We start from the raw sequence: 18,005 nt of genomic DNA, 5'->3' as shown, positions 1-18,005 counted from the left end.
CCAATTATTTCGATTTCGGCTTGTGCTTCCCTTTGTTCTTTCGGTCGCGCAGCCGATTTTTTTTATGCGGTGTGCGTGGCTTTGGCATCTGTGCAGGCCGGGCAGTTTGCTCGGTCGCCTCACTTGCGGTCTGGGCCAACTGATGTGTCGACTGCAGGCGCGGCGTTGCGGTTTCCGTTTTCGCTGGTGTCACACTTGCAACAGGCGTCTCGTTTTCCGGCGCGTCCGTCGACAATTTGCCATCGACCAAATAGCCCCGCTGAATATCGTAATGCGGCAAGAGGCGCTGCAGATCACGGCGGTCGTGGTCATCGCCCAGCGTGATCACCGTCCCCGGCACACCCATTCGGCCGGTGCGCCCGGCGCGGTGAATGTAGGCTTCCTTGCGACTTGGCGCCTGGTAATTGATCACCGCAGGCAGCTTCGGAATGTCGAGCCCACGCCCAGCCAGATCGGTCACCAAAAGCAACGTGATCTTGCCCTTGCGCAATGCCGTCAGCGCCTGCGCCCGCACGATCGAGCGGTCATTGCGCGACAGCATGGCGAATTTCACGGCCTGATGCCGCAATGTGCGCGCGACGCTTTCCATCACCGCGTTTTGGTTGAAAAACACGAGTGCCTGGAAGTGATCCAGATGGGCGAGGCGCCGCAACCACAGCGCGCGGTGGGCGTTGTCCGTTTGGATGAAAAGATGCTGCACGGCGCCTTGGGTGTGGTCGATGTCGCGGACATCGATCACTTGCACCTCTTGGCCAAACCACTGCGGAATGCTGTTGATCATCTGACTCGCCGTGGCTGAGAAAAAGGCCAGCTGGACTTCCGCCGGCGCGGCCATCGCAAGTTCGCGAACCTGATCAAGGCCAGGGTCGCGCAGCAATTCATCCGCCTCATCGATGACGATCGTCTGCAGGCCGCTGAGCTTTAGCCGGCCACTTGAGACCAGTTCCAATAGCCGACCAGCGGTACCGACGATCACTTCCGGCTTGGCTTTGAGTTGTTCCAGTTGGCGCTTCACATTCGCCGACCCGGTCACACTTTGCACTGTCAGCCCAGCCACCTTGGCATAAGGCCGCAGCACATCGCGCGTCTGCACCGCCAGTTCCTGCGAAGGCGCCAAGATCAGTAGCTGAAGGCCATCGCCTGGAACCAATTTTTCCAGTAGTGGTAGGCCAAATGCCAATGTTTTGCCTGAGCCAGTCGGGGCGAGGCCGACGATGTTCTCATCATTTTTCAGCGGCGCATAGACCGCCTCTTGAATCGGGGTTGGGGCCTGAAAGCCGGCTGCCTGCCACAACGGCTGAAAGATCTCTGAAATTGTCATGTTCTCCTCCTAGTTGACCGGGTCGCTTGGAAAATGAATCCCGGCCTGCTGGCGCAACTGCCACATCAGGGTATGGACCTGCGTCGCCAAATCGAATTGGCGCTGAGCAAATGCTTGGTCGCCGGCCGCGATGACTTGGGCGAACACCCGCACTTCATCGGCCATCGGGTTGTCGTCCTTGGGCTGCGTCAGATCCTGGCGCGCCCCATCGATCAGGGCCAGTGAATTCAATTCCCCGGGACTGTCGAAACTCAGCGTGGCCCGCCCGGAATAGATCTCACTTGGCGCATACGAATTCGTGGTCTTACCGCACAGCATTGTCACGGCAAAATCATCATACGCAAAGCGCACCACCCCATCGCCATCGACGCCGCTGGCCAACAGGTGTGGCAAATACTGCGCGGCGTTTGGCACACCAAACCAGGCCACAGCTGCATAGATCAGATAGACCCCAAGATCCATCAGTGCCCCACCGGCAAATGCGGGTGAAAAAACATTCGGCTGCTCGCCGGCCAGGTACGCGTCATAACGCGACGAATATTTCACATAGGACAAGGTTGCCCCACTGATCGGCTGATTTTGGGCATAATCTTTGATGACCGCAAAATTTGGATCATACAGATGCCGCGCCGCTTCAAAGACCAGCAGCGTTGGGTGAGTTGCGCGCGCTTTTTCAAGGGCCGCAAGCTCCCCTAGATCTGCGACCATTGGTTTTTCACAGATCACATGCTTGCCCGCGTTCAGGCCGGCGATGGTCTGCGCGGCATGAAGGCTGTTGGGGCTGGCGATGTAAAGAACGTCAAAATCCGCGGCAAGAAACGCCCCCATGTCCACATAGGCTCGCGCCGGCGCCGTTTTGGCGATGAATTTTTCCGCCGTCTCGAGCCGCCGGGAATACACAGCCGTGAGCTGATATAAACCGCTGGCCGTTGCCGCGGCGACAAATTGTTCTGAGATCCAGTTGGTGCCGATCACACCGAGTTTCATAACGTCGCTCCTTTTATGACAATTGTTGCAATTACTTTTCATTTTAACAGTAATTGCTTGAGAAAGCAGGCCAACCTACCCGCCTCCCATTGCTTCGTGCTATCATGATGGGGAACGAAACGAGGAGGGACGAAAATGGCATTGGGCTTCCATCGACTCGCCAGTGGCCTGAGCCAGGCGCTGCGGAAAAAGCCAAAAGCGGCACCGAACCCAGCGTTGACGCTGGCCGGTCACTATACGGGCAAGTATGCGTTTTTAGATGAGCTGACCAACAAAAGCCATCAGCTCAGTGTCTCCCCTGAGCTGGACATTCAGATCGATGGCCGCTCCCTGCCTGGTCAGGTCACCGGCATCACAACGGCCAAGCTGACATTCCTCGACCATTACGGCTATGAGCTGATCATTACCAACGGCGCACACGGGCCGGAGTCTGTGTATGATGAAGCGGAAGATGCGACCTATGCGATCTTTAATCCAAATGTCCCCCGGCCGGCCGATGATGAAGACAACCCGGATGAACGCGGGTAAAAATCAACAGACAAAAAGTGGAAGAGATGTCAGCGCAATTGCGCCAACCATTTCTCCCACTTTTTTTCGTTACTCCTGTTCGAGTTTGGTCATTGCCTGTTTTGGCACATCGACGTCATCGACTGCTTCCCAGCTGGTGACGCCTTTTTTCTCGTTGTAGACCAGCTTGAGATAGGCGTTTTTCTTCAAAGGTCGGGCCTTGTTCGCGTTGAAATTCAGCGTCCGCGGTGCCCCATTTTCGTCATAGCCGACCAGGGTGTACTCATAATCGGTGTAGGTCGCGCCGTTGTCGTCTTTTTGCGTGATCTTCTTGCCGTCCGTCGTGATCTGGGTGTAATACGACGTGCCGCCATAATTCGTGACACTGTATAGTTTCAACCCGCCGAAGACCAGAACCACGAGCACGACTAGCCCGATCAGAAATTTTTTCATATTGAACTCACCTCACCGCTTAGTATGCCAACAATTCGGCGGCGATGCCATGGCTTTGGCGAACACTCAGCGAACAGTTTTGTTAGATTGATTGGCAAAACTGGTGGCAGTCCCGAGAAATGCGACCCGGGTCAGCGTCTGGCCAGCGACTGTGCCACTGCCATATTGCCAATACTGCGCGTGGGCGGGCTTGGCGGATGCCGTCACCCACCGTCCGGCAGTTGGGGCCACAGCCTGCACTGCCTTGAGAACTTGCGCGCTGCCCATTAGGACCACAGCCCGGTTGTAATGCGCCTGAAGTAGGTTGATGAAGGTGGTCAGATCGCGCTGAAAAGAGGCGGCAGCTGGCGGGTCTTCGGCATAATCCCCGTGATAACTTAGCGCGATGCCAATGGGTAAGGTGCCGATGTCACTGCCGACTTTTGCGATGAAATGTTGCGCTTGTGCGGCGGGCGTGCTGTCAAAACTGAATTGATGGTACACCCCGATTGCTAATTGCCCGCCTCGGCTCTGGTCATAATTGGCAGAGAAGCGATCGTCAAAATAGCTCGCACCTTCTGTCGTTTTGAGATAAGCGAAACGTAGCCCCGCTTTCTTCAAGGCTGAGAAATCCTGCGTCGCGTCATCTTGACTCAGAACGACGCCTTGGACGGGATTGTCGCGCAAGGCAGGCGGCTTCTGCAGGTGCACGAACACCACGACCAGCACCAGCGCGGCAGCCAGCACAACGGCCGCGATGCCCGCGAGCACCAGGCGGCGGTGATGCCGCTGGTAAGTATCGGCGTAGATCGGTTTGACTTGTTTGCGCGGCATCTCGGTCCCTCCTTTCGCGAAGTCTCTTCTGTTAGTGTAGCGAACTATCGGCGGAAAACCAGCCTTTCCGCCGAAATTGGGATGCGGACTTATCATTCTGAAGGAAAAACGTCAGAAGCATCGTCACCTCAGACGGAAATCTCCCAGGCTGCACTACCTACCCACCCCTAACCGCTCGGCTCCGCACCCTGTTTGAAGTTGGGCTTCGCCGAGCAGGGGCGGGACATGTAGTCGTCCTGGTCGCCCGATGGCCAAGTGAGCCATCAACCGCCCAGGCCGGACTACCTGCCCGCCCCTAACCGCTCGGCTCCGCACCCTGTTTTTTCCGACGTTTTGGCGTATGATTGTGTTGACGAAGCGCATTCATAAAGGAGGGGCGGCCATGCTTGATGAACGGCTGATCGGCAGTATTTTCATCCTACCAGAACCACCCGTGCAAGCTGTCGTGCTGTTTGGCATCCATTACCATTTTCACGTTCTGGACGATGCGCGGCCCGGCGATCAGGTCGTGATTGTGGCCGTGGGTCGACTCGGCCTTGAAGTGCGCCGCTCGGATCGTCAGTTGAAGTACTGAGAAATTGTCTTCGAGGAGGGATTTGACATGACAGGTCTCATCATTGGTATTGTCATTGTGATCGTTGTCATTGCGCTGCTGGTCATTCTGTTTTCCAGCGTCGCGATCATCCACACTGGGGAAGTCGGTATCGTCGAGCGCTTGGGTAAATACGTTCAGACCCTGCAACCTGGGTTTCATGTCGTGCCGCCATTGGTCTATCGCATCACCGAGATCGTCAACATGAAGCAGATTCCACTGAAGGTCGACGAGCAGGAAGTGATCACGAAGGACAACGTGGTGGTGCGGATTTCCGAAACATTGAAATATCACATCACCGACGTCAATGCGTATGTTTATCAAAACAAGGATTCCGTTCTCTCCATGGTCCAGGACACCCGCGCCAATCTGCGTGGCATCATCGGGAACATGGACCTCAACGATGTGCTCAACGGCACCGAGAACATCAACCAGACACTTTTTCAACAGATTGCGACGACCACGGCCGGCTATGGGCTGAATGTCGATCGCGTCAACATCGATTCGATTCAGGTCGATAAGACAATTCAGGAATCGATGAACAAACTACTGCGCGCCTCCCGTGAAAAGGAAGCCAACATCATGGAGGCTGAAGGGCTCAAGCAGGCCGCCATCGCCAAAGCGGAAGGTGAAAAGCAATCCGCGATTCTCGAGGCTGAGGCCAATAAACAGACCCAGATTCTGGAAGCCCAGGGCCGCGCTGAAAGTCAGCGCCTGATCGCCGACGCCATCAAGGATCAGATCAACTCGATCAATGCCGGTCTTGAAAACAACGGCGATCGGTACCTCAAGTACAAGAACGTTGAAGCACTTGAGGCCCTCGCCAAAGGAACCAGCAACACCGTTGTTTTGCCAAGCACCGCCGTCGATTCGCTGGGCAGTTTGCCAGCAGTTGGCCAAGTGCTGGCCGCAACCACCAATCAAAAGAAATAAGGCCACGCAAAAACCGGCGCGATGTGTCAGCTGCAAGCGAAAACTTGCAGCGGCATCGCACCGGCTTTTTATTTTGTCATGATCACGATTTTTCGGTGAAGGTCACATGGTTCTCGTTGCACCAGGCCACGGCAAGCTCATCGTGCGCGGCCGCTTCAAACGCATACCAGGTTTGAGCAACGCCGAGGCGGATGACCTCATCCTTGAACCGGCGAAACGCCCCGCGGCCCTGAATCGCACGGGCCAACTCGGCATTGATCGGATCGTCCTGCCTGTCGACAAAGGCCGACATTGTCGCATAATCGTTGATCTCATACAGATCAGGCAATGGCAATAACTGGTCATCCCCCGCCTCGAGCCGCTCTTGAACATCATCTTCATCCGCGGCCATGTCTGAATAAAATAGCAGGTCGCCGGTACCCAGATCAAGATAATATTGATCCTCGGTGCCGGTCATCCCGATGGCATCCACAATATCCTGAATCGCAACTTGAACCATGTGACCCACTCCTTTGTTCTTCAGTAAACAATTTTCCCCTACTCCGCGGCCTGATCACTCAGCGTCAAAACGGTGACGGATTCAATGTGTGTCGTTTGCGGGAACATATCCACCGGCTGGGTGCTGCGCGCCGTGTAGCCAAAACTGCGGAGCTCGACCAAGTCACGGGCCAGCGTCGCCGGATTGCAGGAAATATACACCATTTTTGGCGGCAGGATCTGACCCACAGCCGCCAAAAATTCTGGTGCAAGGCCTTTACGCGGCGGATCCACCATCAACACATCCGCCTTCATGCCCTGCGCCTGCCAGGTCTGCATCACCTCTTCGGCTTTGCCAACGGTGAATTGGACGTTGGTGAGCCCGTTAAGACTGGCATTCAGACGCGCATCAGCGACGGCAGCTGGCACGATCTCAACCCCTTCAACGCGCCGCGCGTGCTCGGCCAGCGCGATCGAGATCGTCCCGATACCGGAATACGCATCGATCACGACCTCATCCCCTGTCAGCGCCGCTGCATCGATCGCGGTCTGATACAAGACTGCGGTCTGCTGGGGATTGACCTGGTAAAAACTGAGCGCGGAAATTCGGAATCGGTGTCCCAACAGCTCATCTTCAATATAGTCGCGGCCGGCTAACACTTTGACCTCATTGCCCATGATCACGTTCGTGCGCTTGGCATTGAGGTCCTGCATCACCGAAACGACCTGCGGCAAGGCCTCTGTGATACCAGCCACGAGCTCGGCCAGATGCGGCACCGCCCAGTTGCGAGTGATCAAGACGACCATCATCTCGCCGGTTGCGCGGGCGCGCCGCACCATGATGTGACGCACCAACCCGTGATCACGCGCTTCATCATAGCCAGACACCCCGTATTGTCGCAGTAGGTCACGCACGACGACGACAGCCTGGTCGATCAATGGGTCCTGAATGTAAAAATCGGTCATCGGGACCAATTCATGTGAGCGCCGCTTATAAAAACCAGTCTCCAGCACCCCGTTGATCTCGCGCACCGGAATCTGTGCCTTGTTGCGGTAATGGGTCGGGTCCGCCATACCCAGCGTCGGCAATACCGGAATATCATCCAAATGAGCCTTGTGATAGAGCAGCTCGATCTGGCGTTGCTTGAATTGGAGTTGAGCGGGGTACGCCAAGTGTTGAAGCGGCGCGATGCCCGTTTGCGTGAGCGCCGCATCCACCGGTGCCACACGGTCCGGCGACGCCTTGAGTAGCGTCACCATTTTGGCAAAGCCGTACTGTTTTTGCACCTTCAACACATGAATGCGTGCTTCTTCGCCGGGCAAGGCGTCCTCGATGAATAAGGGGTAGCCGTCGATCTTGGCGACGCCCATGCCTTCATATGTGAGATCCGCGATCGTCACGGTCAGTTCCTGATTTTTTTGCACCGGTGTCTGCACGTTGCTGCCTCCTAATTAGTCTGCCTAAAGTCCCGTCCAGTGTACCAGAATTGCGTGTACGACGCTAGAGGGCGAAGACTCGACAGCAGTGTTGCTTTGCAAGTCTGTAATAAAGCCCGGGTGGGCTATGGCCAGAAATGGCTGGAACGCTCCCAAGTGACTTTAAGCCCGCAAAGTGCGCGGTCTTAAAGCTCACTTTCGGTGTAAGCGGCAGAGCCGCTAACACCGACGAGGGGGCTGAGCCATTTCTGGCCATAGTCCACCCTCACGTAGTTCATCGTATCAACTTCGGCCAAGATCTCGCCCCCCCCTTGCACATTCTGCAGGTTCTTTTGTCACAGCTCAACACCATTAACGGCCAAGTTGCCAACATAGATTATACGGACTCTAGTTTGACTTCATGCAACAGGAAAGATGTGCACTGGTCTTGTCGAAGTCTACATCGAGTCCTTCCGCCCAGAATCAAAAAAGCAGCGAATCGCTTCGCCGCTTTTCCGTGTGCTATTTGATGCCGATCTTGCCATCGCCGTCGATGTCTTGATGGGCAATTGTTTCGACTTCTTTGACGTGATCCGCTGCGCCACCGAGCGCCGCCGCTGGAATTTCGTCCACGTTGGCGTACATCTCGATGTGCTGCTTCAGGTTGGTGAAGGTCATCGGAGCCGAGCCGCCGTATTCGCCATCCAAGTTGATCTTCATTTCATCGCCATCCCCGCGCGCGGCTTTGAGCACACGCGTTTTGGTGTAGATGATATTCGGATCATCGACATGCCGGCCACCGGTCAACACTTTTCCCATCAGGACCAGAATGTCGGCCATGTTCGCGGTCTTTACCACGATCAGGGAGAACTTGCCATCGCCCAGCGCGGAATCCGGGACGATCTGCTCGAATCCGCCGATGCTGTTGGTCATCGCCAGCAAAAACATGCTTGCCGGGCCGTCATAGGTGCCTTCGTCGTATTCCAAGTGCAACGGGAAGCGCCGCACCGCTGGCAACATTTCTGCGCCTTTCATGACATAGGCAAAATAGCCGAAGATCGATTTGAATTCTGATGGTACGGCATAGGTCAGCTCGGTGAGCAGCCCGCCAGCTGCGATGTTCATGAAGTAGGTATCATTAGCCTGGCCAATGTCCATCCGTAGCGTTTTGCCGGATGCGACGACCTTCGCCGCCGCGACCGGATCTTCCCGCGGAATTTTCAAGGCGCGGGCATAGTCGTTCGTCGTCCCAGCCGGAATGATGGCCATTTTCGGCCGCCGTTGATGCGGCGCGATGCCATTGACGACTTCATTAATGGTGCCGTCGCCGCCTGCCGCAACCACGAGGTCAAACCCGTCTTCGGTCGCCCGGGACGCCTCTTTTTTGGCCGAAAATGGTTCCGGCGTTGTCTGAAAGGCGCTGGCTTCATAGCCGGCACTTTCCAGCACATTCAAGATCTCAGCCACGTAACGAGTCATGCCCTCGTTGCCGGCTGTCGGATTATAGATCAAACGTGCACGCTGTGTCATCGTCAGGTGCCCTCCGTTAGCGTTTCTTGATCTCAGCCATCAACAGCTGATTGACCACTTTTGGATTAGCCTTGCCATGCGTCTGCTTCATGATCTGGCCGACCAAAAAGCCGATCGCACGATCCTTGCCATCCTTGAAATCATCAATGCTCTGCTGGTTGGCATCGAGCACGCCGTCGATGACCGGGGTCAATTTTGCCGGGTCGGACAGCTGAATGAGCCCTTGATCGTTGACCCATTGCTCCGGATCCGTGTCGTTGGCGATGATCTCCTGGAAGACTTTTTTCGCGATCTTGCTGGAAATGGTGCCATCTTGAATCAACGCAATCATTTTCGCCAAATGCGCCGGGGTCAGGGCCACTTGCGCCAGTTCCAAATGATTGGCGTTCAGATAACCGGAGACCTCACCCATCAGCCAGTTTGAGGCCAATTTTGGATCAGCCCCCAAGGCAACAGTTGCTTCGAAAAAGTCGGCCATTTCCTTGGTCAGTGTGAGCACCCCGGCATCATAGGCGGGAATATTCCACTGACTCACATACCGCTCACGGCGCTTGGCCGCAGCCTCTGGCAATTGCGCGGCGACCTTTTCGATCCAGGTCTGAGTGACATGAATCGGCGGCAGGTCCGGCTCAGGGAAGTAGCGGTAATCATCCGCCCCTTCCTTGACACGCATCAGGATCGTTTCCTTCTTGTCCACATCCCAGCGCCGGGTCTCCTGGCGAATCGCGCCGCCAGCCATCAGCGTCTGAATCTGGCGCTGCTGCTCATAAGCGAGCCCATCGCGCACATGGTTGAAGGAGTTCAGGTTCTTGATCTCCGTCTTCGTGCCAAAATGATCCTGGCCAACGGGACGAACAGACAGATTGGTGTCCACCCGCATCGAGCCTTCCTCCATCTTGACGTCAGAGGCGCCGGTGAATTGCACGAGCTGGCGTAGCTGTTCAAGATACTGATAGGCTTCTTCCGGACTGGCGATGTCTGGCTTTGAGACGATCTCGACCAAAGGTGTGCCCTGCCGGTTCAGATCGACATAGGAGTAGCCATCATCTTCATGCTGGTTTTTCCCCGCATCTTCCTCGACATGAAGCTCCGCGATGCCGATCTTTTTCTTCTTGCCATCAACTTCGATCTCGATCCAGCCATTCGTGGCCAGTGGTTGCTCACTTTGGGTGATCTGGTAAGCTTTTGGATTATCCGGGTAAAAATAGTTCTTCCGGTCAAAATGCGTCCAGTGCGCGATGTCGGCATGCAGCGCTAAGGCCACCATGATCCCCAGGCTGTAAGCGCCCTGGTTGATGCTCGGCAAAACGCCCGGGTAGCCCCAATCGATCACATTTGTATTGACGTTGGGCTCGGCGCCATAGCTGACCGGCGACGGCGAAAACATCTTCGACTTGGTCTTCAATTCCACATGGACTTCTAGTCCGATGGTCGTTTCAAAATTCATTAACGCGCACCTCCCGGAATCTGAGCGACATAATCATTCGCAGCTTCAAAGGCGGCGGCGACTTGATAAATCGTCTGCTCGTCAAAATGCTTGCCGATCATGTGCAGCCCCACTGGCATCCCGTCAACAAACCCGGCAGGAACAGACGCAGCCGGCAGCCCAGCGAGGTTCGCCGGAATCGTCAAAATATCGTTCATGTACATGGTCAGCGGATCTGTCACTTTTTCCCCGATCGTAAAGGCCGTGGTCGGCGTGGTCGGGCCGATGATCAGATCGTAATTTTCAAATACCTTGGCAAAATCATTCGTGATCAACGTCCGCACCTGCGCGGCTTTTTTGAAGTAGGCGTCATAGAAGCCGGCGGACAGACTGAAGGTCCCCAACATGATACGGCGCTTCACTTCTGGGCCAAAGCCTTCAGAGCGCGAGCGCACATAAACATCCTTCAGATTTTTGACATCTTCGGCGCGGAACCCATACCGAATGCCATCAAAACGCTGGAGGTTCGAGCTGGCCTCAGAACTTGCGATGATGTAATACGTCGGCACCGCATATTTCGTGTGCGGCAAGGACACTTCATCCACCGTTGCCCCCAGGCTGCGCAACTGATCGGCGGCCTTACGAATCTGGTCGGCCACCTGCGGATCAACACCTTCGCCGAGATATTCGGTCGGCAAGGCGATCTTCATGCCTTTGATGCTTTGGCCGATCTTGGCCGTGAAATCCGGAACCGGCTGTTCGGCGGTGGTGGCGTCTTTGTCATCATGGCCGGCGATCACATTGAGCACCAGCGCGGAGTCCTTCACCGTGCGGGTCAACGTGCCGATCTGGTCCAGGCTTGATGAAAAAGCAATCAGCCCCCAGCGCGACACGCGGCCGTATGTTGGCTTGAAGCCGAAGATGCCATTGAACGCCGCGGGCTGGCGAATCGAGCCACCTGTATCGGAACCCAAGGCAGCGGGTACCAGGCCAGAGGCAACGGCTGCCGCTGAGCCACCTGACGAACCACCCGGCACCTTGGTGTGATCCCAGGCGTTCTTGGTGACCTTGAAGGCCGAATTTTCGGTGGACGAGCCCATGGCAAATTCATCGAGGTTGGTCTTGCCGACATTGATTGCCCCGGCGGCATTGAGTTTTTCAATCACCGTGGCGTCATAAGGTGGCACAAAATTCCCCAGAATTTTCGAGGAGGCCGTGGTGGTCAGGCCCTTGGTGACGATATTATCCTTGATTGCGATCGGCAGACCAGCCAGCGGGCTCGCAAAGGTGCCGGCTTCGTCCAGCGCCTTGGCTTGGGCCTTTGCCGCGTCATCGTTCAGCGCCAAAAACGCATCGACGTCATCGTGCGCGTGAATGGCCGCCAGCGTCTCATCCGTCAAGGTGGAAGCCGTCAGTTCGCCGCTTGCGAGCTGATCATGCAGTGCAGAAAGATCATTTTTGAAAAAATCCACGCTTAGTCCTCCTCCTTGTCGATGATTGCCGGCACCTGAATCAGTGTTCCCTTATGCGTCGGAACATTGGCCAGAATCGGCGTCAAGTCGGCCTGGGCTACGGCGACATCCGCGCGCATCACATTTTCCAGATGGACGCTTTGCGTGGTGGTCGCCACGCCTTCCGTGTCAACTTCTGCCAGTTGGTCGACCATGTTCAAGATCTCGTCGAGCTGACTGGTGTATTGCTCAAGCTCGTCGTCCGTGAAACTGAGGCGGGCAAGATCGGCAACATGTGCCACACTATCTTTGGTGATCATGTGCTCCCTACTTTCTTCGCTTAAATTGGCAAAACAGGGCCGCCGCGCATGACGGCAAGCCCTGTTTCTGCGCGAAACCATTATGAGTTTAACATAAATCAATAGCTTCCAAACACATGGGTGTAAAATCCCTTGGCGCCTGCCTCACGTGTGATCAGTGCCTGAGTCCCAGCCGTCGAGGCGATCGTGATCTCGATCTTCGCGCCATCAGGCAAATATTTCTGCGCGGTGGTCGCGACATACTGGGTGAAACTCATGATCTCGGTTTCACTGTAAAACTGGGTGTTGATCGAGATGTTGAGCCCAGCCAACGACCCATCCTGATAATGCGCCTGAGCCGTGACCCCGGCCAGCGTCGGGAAGAAATTCTCAATCTGTTCGGAAAAATCCGAGAAATCAGTCGAGACATTGCTGTCGAGCGGCTTTGCATTGTTCACGGTCGGCAGTGTCTCATTTTGCTGATCGATGGTCGACCATTTGCCGAGGTCACTGCCACTCGTGGACAAGACCGAGCGGAAAAAGGTCCCGCCGACCAGGGCGTCTGATCCGGCATTTTTATACAGTGTGACGAGAATCGGGACGTTTTTGCCGACCCCTGACAGTCGCCGGAGCCGCGCCACGATCTCAGCCGCCATGCTTTCGCCTTCTGAGACGAGCTTGGCATCGCTAATATGCGTGGTGTACGTCGCGCCGTATTTGACCTTCTGGTAGTAATCGTATTCGTTCATGCCCAGCGCGATCGCGATCCCGCCGAGCTGGAGCTTGCTGCCGCTTTGGGTCATAAAATCCTGTTCAAGCAACGTTTGCAGGTAGATCGGCGCACGGGTGTCCTCATCGAGCTTGCCATTGCTGGCCGGATTGAGGCCATTGGCGTTGTCCTTACTTTTCCGGCCCAGCCAGTTTTCCGCAGTTGCTTCGGTGATCAGCTGGCCTTCTTGGAAGACATACTTCGACGTGGAAAATTGTTTTTTGGCCAGATCGAGCAGCCCGTTTTCCATGCTCTTGATGTTATAGGTCCCGCTTTGGGTGTTCGTCGACGTGGCCAGCCCGCGCGTTTTGCTGGTCTGGTAGCGCCCGTTTTTGATCACCCCTTGGTACATGCCGGAGTCCACGGTTCCTGTCGTTTGGTAGGTCGCTGTTTTCGTGCCAGAGCTCGCCGTGCTTTCACTTGAATCATTGAATCCAAGATTGCTGCACGCGCCAAGCACGCCAGCGGTCAAAAGTAGCGTCACCGCCATCCAAAAACGCTTCATCAATAAGCCTCACTTTTCCAGGTTCTGCATCAATTCTGTCTCATTCATCACAGGCACTAACAGCGTCTGTGCCTTGGCCAACTTGGAGCCGGCGTCGTCACCGGCCACCACCAGATCCGTCTTCTTGGAGACTGACCCAGTCACCTTGGCGCCCAACGACTCGAGCCGCTTCGTCAGGTCTGGCCGGCTGAACGCCGAAAACTTGCCAGTGATCACCACTGTTTTTCCAGCCACGAAACTATCCATCGCGATTGGCGTCACAGCGCCTGACGTGTAAGCCATGTTCACCCCGGCCGCGGTCAATTCGGCGATCAACTGCTGGGCGCCGGCACTGGCAAAATAGGTCACCAGGGCTGCCGCGATCGTTGGCCCGATGTTTGGCACGTCGGCGATCGTCGCTTCGTCGGCCGCCATCAGTGTTGGCATGTCGCCGAACTGTGCCGCCAACAACTGCGCGGCTTTGCTGCCAACATGGCGAATCCCTAACCCAAATAGTAGCCGTTCAAGGGAGTTTTGCCGACTCGCATCGATGGCCTTTAACAAATTATTAACGGACTTTTCTTTAAATTTTTCAAGTGTCAACAATTGCGGTTCGGTCAATTGATAAAGATCCGCCACATCTTCGACCATCTTTTTTGCCAGCAATTGGCCGATGATCTTCGGACCGAGGCCGTCGATATTCATCGCATTGCGCGAGGCAAAATGGGTCAGCTGTTCCTGCACCTGCGCCGGGCAGCGCGGATTGACGCAGCGCAGCGCCACTTCCTCATCCAAATGAACGAGCGGCTCCCCGCAAGACGGACAGTGGGTCGGCGCCGCAGCCGGCACGCTTGCCGCTGGCCGGTCCGCAAGCACCACTTCCGACACTTCAGGAATGATGTCGCCGGCCTTGTAAAGCAGCACGGTGTCGCCAATGCGAATGTCCTTGGCAGCGATCAAGTCGGCGTTGTGCAACGTCGCGCGGCTGACCGTCGTCCCTGCCAGCGCAACGGGATCCATCACGGCTGTTGGGGTGACGACCCCCGTGCGCCCAATCGTCCATTCGATATCGCGCACCACGGTTTTGGCGATCTCAGCGGGAAATTTATACGCGATCTCCCAGCGCGGCACCTTCACCGTGTTGCCCAATTCTTCCTGGAGCGCGAGGTCATTGACCTTCACGACAATACCATCGATACCATAAGCCAAACTGTCGCGGTCGGCGGTTTGGGCTGTAATGTAATCGTCGATCGTGTTCAGATCTTCGGCAACGATTGCGGTCGGATTCGTGGCGAAACCCAGCCTGGCCATAAACGCGAGCGCCTCGTGCTGGGTGGCGATGCCAAAGCGTTCTGGGTCGATCACCGTATACATGAAAGTGTCAAGTTGCCGACTGGCGGTCACCTTGGAATCGAGTTGCCGAAGTGACCCGGCCGCAGCGTTACGCGGATTGGCAAAGGTCGGCGCCCCGTCGGCTTCCCGTTGGGCGTTGAGCGTGGCAAACGCGGCCTTGGGCATGTAGCATTCCCCGCGCACCTCGATGTCCAGTGGCTCCGGCAGGGTTTGGGGCACCGATGCGATGGTCCGTACATTCGCCGTGACATCTTCGCCGATGCGGCCATTGCCGCGCGTCGAGCCCTGCACCAGGCGGCCCTGCTCATACACAAGCGACAGGGAAAGGCCATCGATCTTGAGCTCGACATTATACGCCACCGGGGTGTCCACGCCAGCTTCCAGCCGCTGCGCCCAATCCTTCAACTCGGTCAGGGAAAACACATCCCCCATGGACAACATCGGAATCGGATGCGGGACCTTTGGCAGATCGCCGCTTGGGGTGCCGCCCACGGCCTGGGTCGGCGACTCAGGCGTGATCAGGTCCGGATAAGCTGCTTCAAGATCCTGCAACTGGCGGTAGGTCTCATCGTAAACATGATCCTCTACCGTTGGCGCGTCCTGATCGTAATATTGCGTGCGCCAGCCATTGAGCTGAGTGACAAGGTCGCGCACTTTGGCGGCTGCGACTTCGTGATCATTTTTTGCTTGCTCTGCCATCGCTCGTTCCTCCTAAGATTCGGCCTTCACGATCGGCGCAAAGGCGGCCAACAGCCGTTTGATGCCTTGCGCCTTAAACGCGATGTCCAGTTCCTGGTCGTCGCCTGTCCCAGCCACCCGGACCACGGTGCCTTCTCCCCACTTGCGGTGCGCCACCTTGTCACCAACCGCCCAGCTGGTTTGCCCGGCATGCGTTTGCGGTGCGACCGAATGGGTGACCACGGTCTTGGCGCCGCGCGTCTTGACCGTTTCGCGGCTATGCACCCCATACACCGGAGTCACGGCTTCGCGCGTCCGATCAACGAACGGTACCCCAGTCCGCGGAGCCGCCGCACTGCCGGCCGTTTCCAGCAGGCCCTCGTCGATCTCCGCGATGAAGCGACTCTCCGGATTGTTTTGCCGCTGACCATACAACATGCGGGCATAAGCGTTGGTCAAAAACAGCTTGTCCTTGGCTCGGGTAATACCGACATACGCCAGGCGACGCTCTTCCTCGAGGTCACTTTCATTCATGGCCGCGCGACTCAGCGGGAAGATGCCCTCTTCCATGCCAACGAGGAACACCACGGGATACTCCAGCCCTTTCGCCGCATGCAGCGTCATCATGGTGACCTCTTGGGCTTCCTCTTCGATCTCGTCTTGGTCCGATAGCAACGACAACTCGGCCAAAAAGTCCGCATCGATATCGCTGTCTTCGTCTTCAGGCTCATAACGGCTGTCAAAATTTTGCGTCACCGACAACAATTCGTTCAAGTTGTCGACGCGGGTCTCGGCCTCGACACTTTCCGTTTGCATCTGCAGCGCCGGAAGATACCCGGTATCCGTCAAGATCGCCTGCATCAAGTCCGTAACACTGCCGGCCTCTTTTTTTGCCTGCAATTGCTTGATGATGAAGCCAAAATCACTGAGTGCCTGGCGCCCGCGGCCACCAATATTCGACAGCTCGGCGTTTTGCGCGGCGGTGAGCAGCGACCAGTTATTCTGGTTGGCAAATTCCTGCAATTTTTCCAGACTGCCATTGCCGATGCCGCGTTTGGGCTCATTGACGATGCGATTGAAACTCATGTCGTCGTCCGGATTGACCACCAGGCGAAAATACGCGAGCGCATCCTTGATCTCTTTGCGATCGTAGAACCGGTGGCCGCCAACGATCTTGTAAGGAATGCTACTCTTGATGAACGCTTCCTCAATCGTGCGAGACTGGGCATTGGTCCGATACAAAATGGCGAAGTCGCCAAATCGCCGATGGTGCTCCCGCATCTGTTTTTCAATGTTGCGGATGACAAAATAAGCCTCATCCATTTCGCTTTGGGCCCGATAATAGGTGATCTTTTCACCGGATTTATTTTCCGTCCACAGCGTTTTGACCTGGCGCTTGGTGTTGTTTTTGATCACATCATTGGCCGCGCCCAAGATGGTCTTGGTCGAACGATAATTCTGCTCCAGCAAGATCACCTGCGCCTTGGGGTAATCCTTCTTGAAGTCCAGGATGTTCTGCATGTTCGCGCCACGCCAGCCGTAGATACTCTGGTCGGCATCCCCGACGACGCACAGATTCTGCCACTGGTCGGCCAGCAGGTGCACCAGCTGATACTGGGCTTCGTTGGTGTCCTGATACTCATCGACGTGAATGTATTGAAATTTGTTTTGGTAAAACTTCAGCGTCTCTGGGTCTTGCTGGAACAACACGATCGTCTGCATGATCAGGTCATCAAAATCCATGGCTTGGTCGCCGCGGAGCCGTTTTTGATATTCTTTGTAGACGATGGCCGCCGTTTGGGCAAAAGGCGAGGACGCCGTTTTTGCATAGTCCTCTGGGGTCAGCAGGTCATTTTTCGCATTGGAGATCGCGCTGAGCAAGGCCTTTGGATCAAAACGCTTCGGGTCGAGATTCAGATCCTTCAGAATATGTTTGACCAACGTGCGCTGTTCGGCGGGATCGGCGATGGTGAAGCTGCGGCTCATGCCGAGTTTTTCAATATCGCGCCGTAAGATTCGCACGCAGAGCGCATGGAAGGTCGAGACCCACACGTCTTGGGCAAGCTCGGCATCGAGAAGCTTGCCGACACGTTCTTTCATTTCGCGTGCCGCCTTATTGGTAAAGGTGATAGCCAAGATGCGCCATGGGTTAATGTTTTTTTCTTCTATTAAATAAGCGATGCGGTGAGTCAGCACCCGCGTCTTCCCGGAGCCAGCTCCTGCCATGATGAGGACCGGTCCTTCAGTGGCGAGGACCGCTTCTGTTTGTTTGTCGTTCATTCCTTTAAGCATCGGTGCTGGCATTGATAACGTCCTTTCTAAAACGCGTTTGAGTCCTTCCCATTGTACCAGAAACCGCACTTGGTCGGTAGCGAGCCAGCGTGGTGGACTGGACTAAACTGTAACGCCCCGGGTATGCTCTGGCCATAAACGGCCGGCGACCGGAGTAGTGCGGACAAGTAACTTTATGCCCGCAGAGGTCGCGGTCATAAAGCTTACAACGACGAGGGGCTGAG

At 56.0% G+C, this 18,005-nt stretch carries 16 protein-coding genes; 3 read left to right on the top strand and 13 right to left on the bottom strand.

The genetic code is table 11. The features are described 5' to 3' along the window. Positions 1-4 precede the first annotated feature (4 nt). Both EKM95_RS06070 and EKM95_RS06065 read right to left on the bottom strand, forming a co-directional pair. Positions 5-1,321: a DEAD/DEAH box helicase gene (locus tag EKM95_RS06070; RefSeq protein WP_125696958.1), complete on the bottom strand. Its 1,317-nt coding sequence runs from the start codon at positions 1,319-1,321 to the stop codon at positions 5-7. A gap of 9 nt (positions 1,322-1,330) precedes the next feature. Next, positions 1,331-2,308, bottom strand: a complete 978-nt coding sequence (locus EKM95_RS06065; RefSeq protein WP_225423196.1) for a Gfo/Idh/MocA family protein — start codon at positions 2,306-2,308, stop codon at positions 1,331-1,333. 135 nt (positions 2,309-2,443) lie between these two features. Here EKM95_RS06065 and EKM95_RS06060 point away from each other — a divergent pair, with 135 nt between their 5' ends. After that, the gene (locus EKM95_RS06060) at positions 2,444-2,836 is read left to right on the top strand and encodes a DUF4828 domain-containing protein (RefSeq protein WP_125696956.1); all 393 of its coding nucleotides are present in this window, start codon (positions 2,444-2,446) and stop codon (positions 2,834-2,836) included. A 69-nt stretch (positions 2,837-2,905) separates the two neighbouring features. Here the strand turns inward: EKM95_RS06060 and EKM95_RS06055 are convergent, their stop codons facing one another. Further along, entirely contained in the window at positions 2,906-3,268 is a 363-nt protein-coding gene (locus EKM95_RS06055) for a YxeA family protein (protein WP_125696955.1), read from the bottom strand. A 66-nt stretch (positions 3,269-3,334) separates the two neighbouring features. Beyond that, on the bottom strand, positions 3,335-4,081 hold the full coding sequence (locus tag EKM95_RS06050) for a GH25 family lysozyme (protein WP_164510108.1): 747 nt from the start codon (positions 4,079-4,081) through the stop codon (positions 3,335-3,337). A gap of 382 nt (positions 4,082-4,463) precedes the next feature. Between EKM95_RS06050 and EKM95_RS06045 the strand changes: the two genes are divergently transcribed. Beyond that, a complete protein-coding gene (locus EKM95_RS06045) occupies positions 4,464-4,655 on the top strand; it encodes a hypothetical protein (RefSeq protein WP_125696953.1) in 192 nt (63 codons plus the stop codon). A 27-nt stretch (positions 4,656-4,682) separates the two neighbouring features. Then, the gene (locus EKM95_RS06040; protein ID WP_125696952.1) at positions 4,683-5,606 is read left to right on the top strand and encodes an SPFH domain-containing protein; all 924 of its coding nucleotides are present in this window, start codon (positions 4,683-4,685) and stop codon (positions 5,604-5,606) included. Between the two features lie 82 nt (positions 5,607-5,688). Here the strand turns inward: EKM95_RS06040 and EKM95_RS06035 are convergent, their stop codons facing one another. The 9 genes from EKM95_RS06035 to pcrA form a co-directional block, all read right to left on the bottom strand. Beyond that, positions 5,689-6,105, bottom strand: coding sequence for a UPF0158 family protein (locus tag EKM95_RS06035; protein ID WP_125696951.1), 417 nt, complete (start codon positions 6,103-6,105; stop codon positions 5,689-5,691). A 38-nt stretch (positions 6,106-6,143) separates the two neighbouring features. Beyond that, a complete protein-coding gene (gene rlmD, locus EKM95_RS06030; protein ID WP_125696950.1) occupies positions 6,144-7,520 on the bottom strand; it encodes a 23S rRNA (uracil(1939)-C(5))-methyltransferase RlmD in 1,377 nt (458 codons plus the stop codon). Between the two features lie 501 nt (positions 7,521-8,021). After that, the gene (locus tag EKM95_RS06025; protein ID WP_125696949.1) at positions 8,022-9,029 is read right to left on the bottom strand and encodes a diacylglycerol kinase; all 1,008 of its coding nucleotides are present in this window, start codon (positions 9,027-9,029) and stop codon (positions 8,022-8,024) included. Between the two features lie 16 nt (positions 9,030-9,045). Beyond that, on the bottom strand, positions 9,046-10,476 hold the full coding sequence (gatB, locus tag EKM95_RS06020) for an Asp-tRNA(Asn)/Glu-tRNA(Gln) amidotransferase subunit GatB (protein ID WP_125696948.1): 1,431 nt from the start codon (positions 10,474-10,476) through the stop codon (positions 9,046-9,048). Beyond that, on the bottom strand, positions 10,476-11,927 hold the full coding sequence (gatA, locus tag EKM95_RS06015; protein ID WP_125696947.1) for an Asp-tRNA(Asn)/Glu-tRNA(Gln) amidotransferase subunit GatA: 1,452 nt from the start codon (positions 11,925-11,927) through the stop codon (positions 10,476-10,478). Before gatA ends, gatB begins: the two co-directional genes overlap by 1 nt. Before the next feature lie 2 nt (positions 11,928-11,929). Then, on the bottom strand, positions 11,930-12,226 hold the full coding sequence (gatC, locus tag EKM95_RS06010; RefSeq protein ID WP_125696946.1) for an Asp-tRNA(Asn)/Glu-tRNA(Gln) amidotransferase subunit GatC: 297 nt from the start codon (positions 12,224-12,226) through the stop codon (positions 11,930-11,932). A 98-nt stretch (positions 12,227-12,324) separates the two neighbouring features. Continuing rightward, entirely contained in the window at positions 12,325-13,479 is a 1,155-nt protein-coding gene (locus tag EKM95_RS06005) for a CamS family sex pheromone protein (protein WP_125696945.1), read from the bottom strand. Between the two features lie 9 nt (positions 13,480-13,488). Then, a complete protein-coding gene (gene ligA, locus EKM95_RS06000) occupies positions 13,489-15,510 on the bottom strand; it encodes an NAD-dependent DNA ligase LigA (protein WP_125696944.1) in 2,022 nt (673 codons plus the stop codon). A gap of 12 nt (positions 15,511-15,522) precedes the next feature. Further along, a complete protein-coding gene (pcrA, locus tag EKM95_RS05995) occupies positions 15,523-17,793 on the bottom strand; it encodes a DNA helicase PcrA (RefSeq protein WP_125696943.1) in 2,271 nt (756 codons plus the stop codon). Between the last annotated feature and the right edge of the window lie 212 nt (positions 17,794-18,005).

The sequence above is a fragment of the Lacticaseibacillus yichunensis genome (genome assembly GCF_003946405.1).
GTDB classification, from domain to species: Bacteria; Bacillota; Bacilli; order Lactobacillales; family Lactobacillaceae; genus Lacticaseibacillus; species Lacticaseibacillus yichunensis.
The sequence above is the reverse complement of the archived record's forward strand: the minus strand, read 5'-3'. Positions and strand labels throughout refer to the sequence as shown.

What these genes read in the sequence shown, in the direction of transcription:
- EKM95_RS06070 (WP_125696958.1), bottom strand. Translation starts at nt 1,321, where the DNA reads ATGACAATTTCAGAGATCTTTCAGCCGTTGTGGCAGGCAGCCGGCTTT.
- EKM95_RS06065 (WP_225423196.1), bottom strand. Translation starts at nt 2,308, where the DNA reads ATGAAACTCGGTGTGATCGGCACCAACTGGATCTCAGAACAATTTGTC.
- EKM95_RS06060 (WP_125696956.1), top strand. Translation starts at nt 2,444, where the DNA reads ATGGCATTGGGCTTCCATCGACTCGCCAGTGGCCTGAGCCAGGCGCTG.
- EKM95_RS06055 (WP_125696955.1), bottom strand. Translation starts at nt 3,268, where the DNA reads ATGAAAAAATTTCTGATCGGGCTAGTCGTGCTCGTGGTTCTGGTCTTC.
- EKM95_RS06050 (WP_164510108.1), bottom strand. Translation starts at nt 4,081, where the DNA reads ATGCCGCGCAAACAAGTCAAACCGATCTACGCCGATACTTACCAGCGG.
- EKM95_RS06045 (WP_125696953.1), top strand. Translation starts at nt 4,464, where the DNA reads ATGCTTGATGAACGGCTGATCGGCAGTATTTTCATCCTACCAGAACCA.
- EKM95_RS06040 (WP_125696952.1), top strand. Translation starts at nt 4,683, where the DNA reads ATGACAGGTCTCATCATTGGTATTGTCATTGTGATCGTTGTCATTGCG.
- EKM95_RS06035 (WP_125696951.1), bottom strand. Translation starts at nt 6,105, where the DNA reads ATGGTTCAAGTTGCGATTCAGGATATTGTGGATGCCATCGGGATGACC.
- EKM95_RS06025 (WP_125696949.1), bottom strand. Translation starts at nt 9,029, where the DNA reads ATGACACAGCGTGCACGTTTGATCTATAATCCGACAGCCGGCAACGAG.
- gatB (WP_125696948.1), bottom strand. Translation starts at nt 10,476, where the DNA reads ATGAATTTTGAAACGACCATCGGACTAGAAGTCCATGTGGAATTGAAG.
- gatC (WP_125696946.1), bottom strand. Translation starts at nt 12,226, where the DNA reads ATGATCACCAAAGATAGTGTGGCACATGTTGCCGATCTTGCCCGCCTC.
- EKM95_RS06005 (WP_125696945.1), bottom strand. Translation starts at nt 13,479, where the DNA reads ATGAAGCGTTTTTGGATGGCGGTGACGCTACTTTTGACCGCTGGCGTG.
- ligA (WP_125696944.1), bottom strand. Translation starts at nt 15,510, where the DNA reads ATGGCAGAGCAAGCAAAAAATGATCACGAAGTCGCAGCCGCCAAAGTG.
- pcrA (WP_125696943.1), bottom strand. Translation starts at nt 17,793, where the DNA reads ATGCCAGCACCGATGCTTAAAGGAATGAACGACAAACAAACAGAAGCG.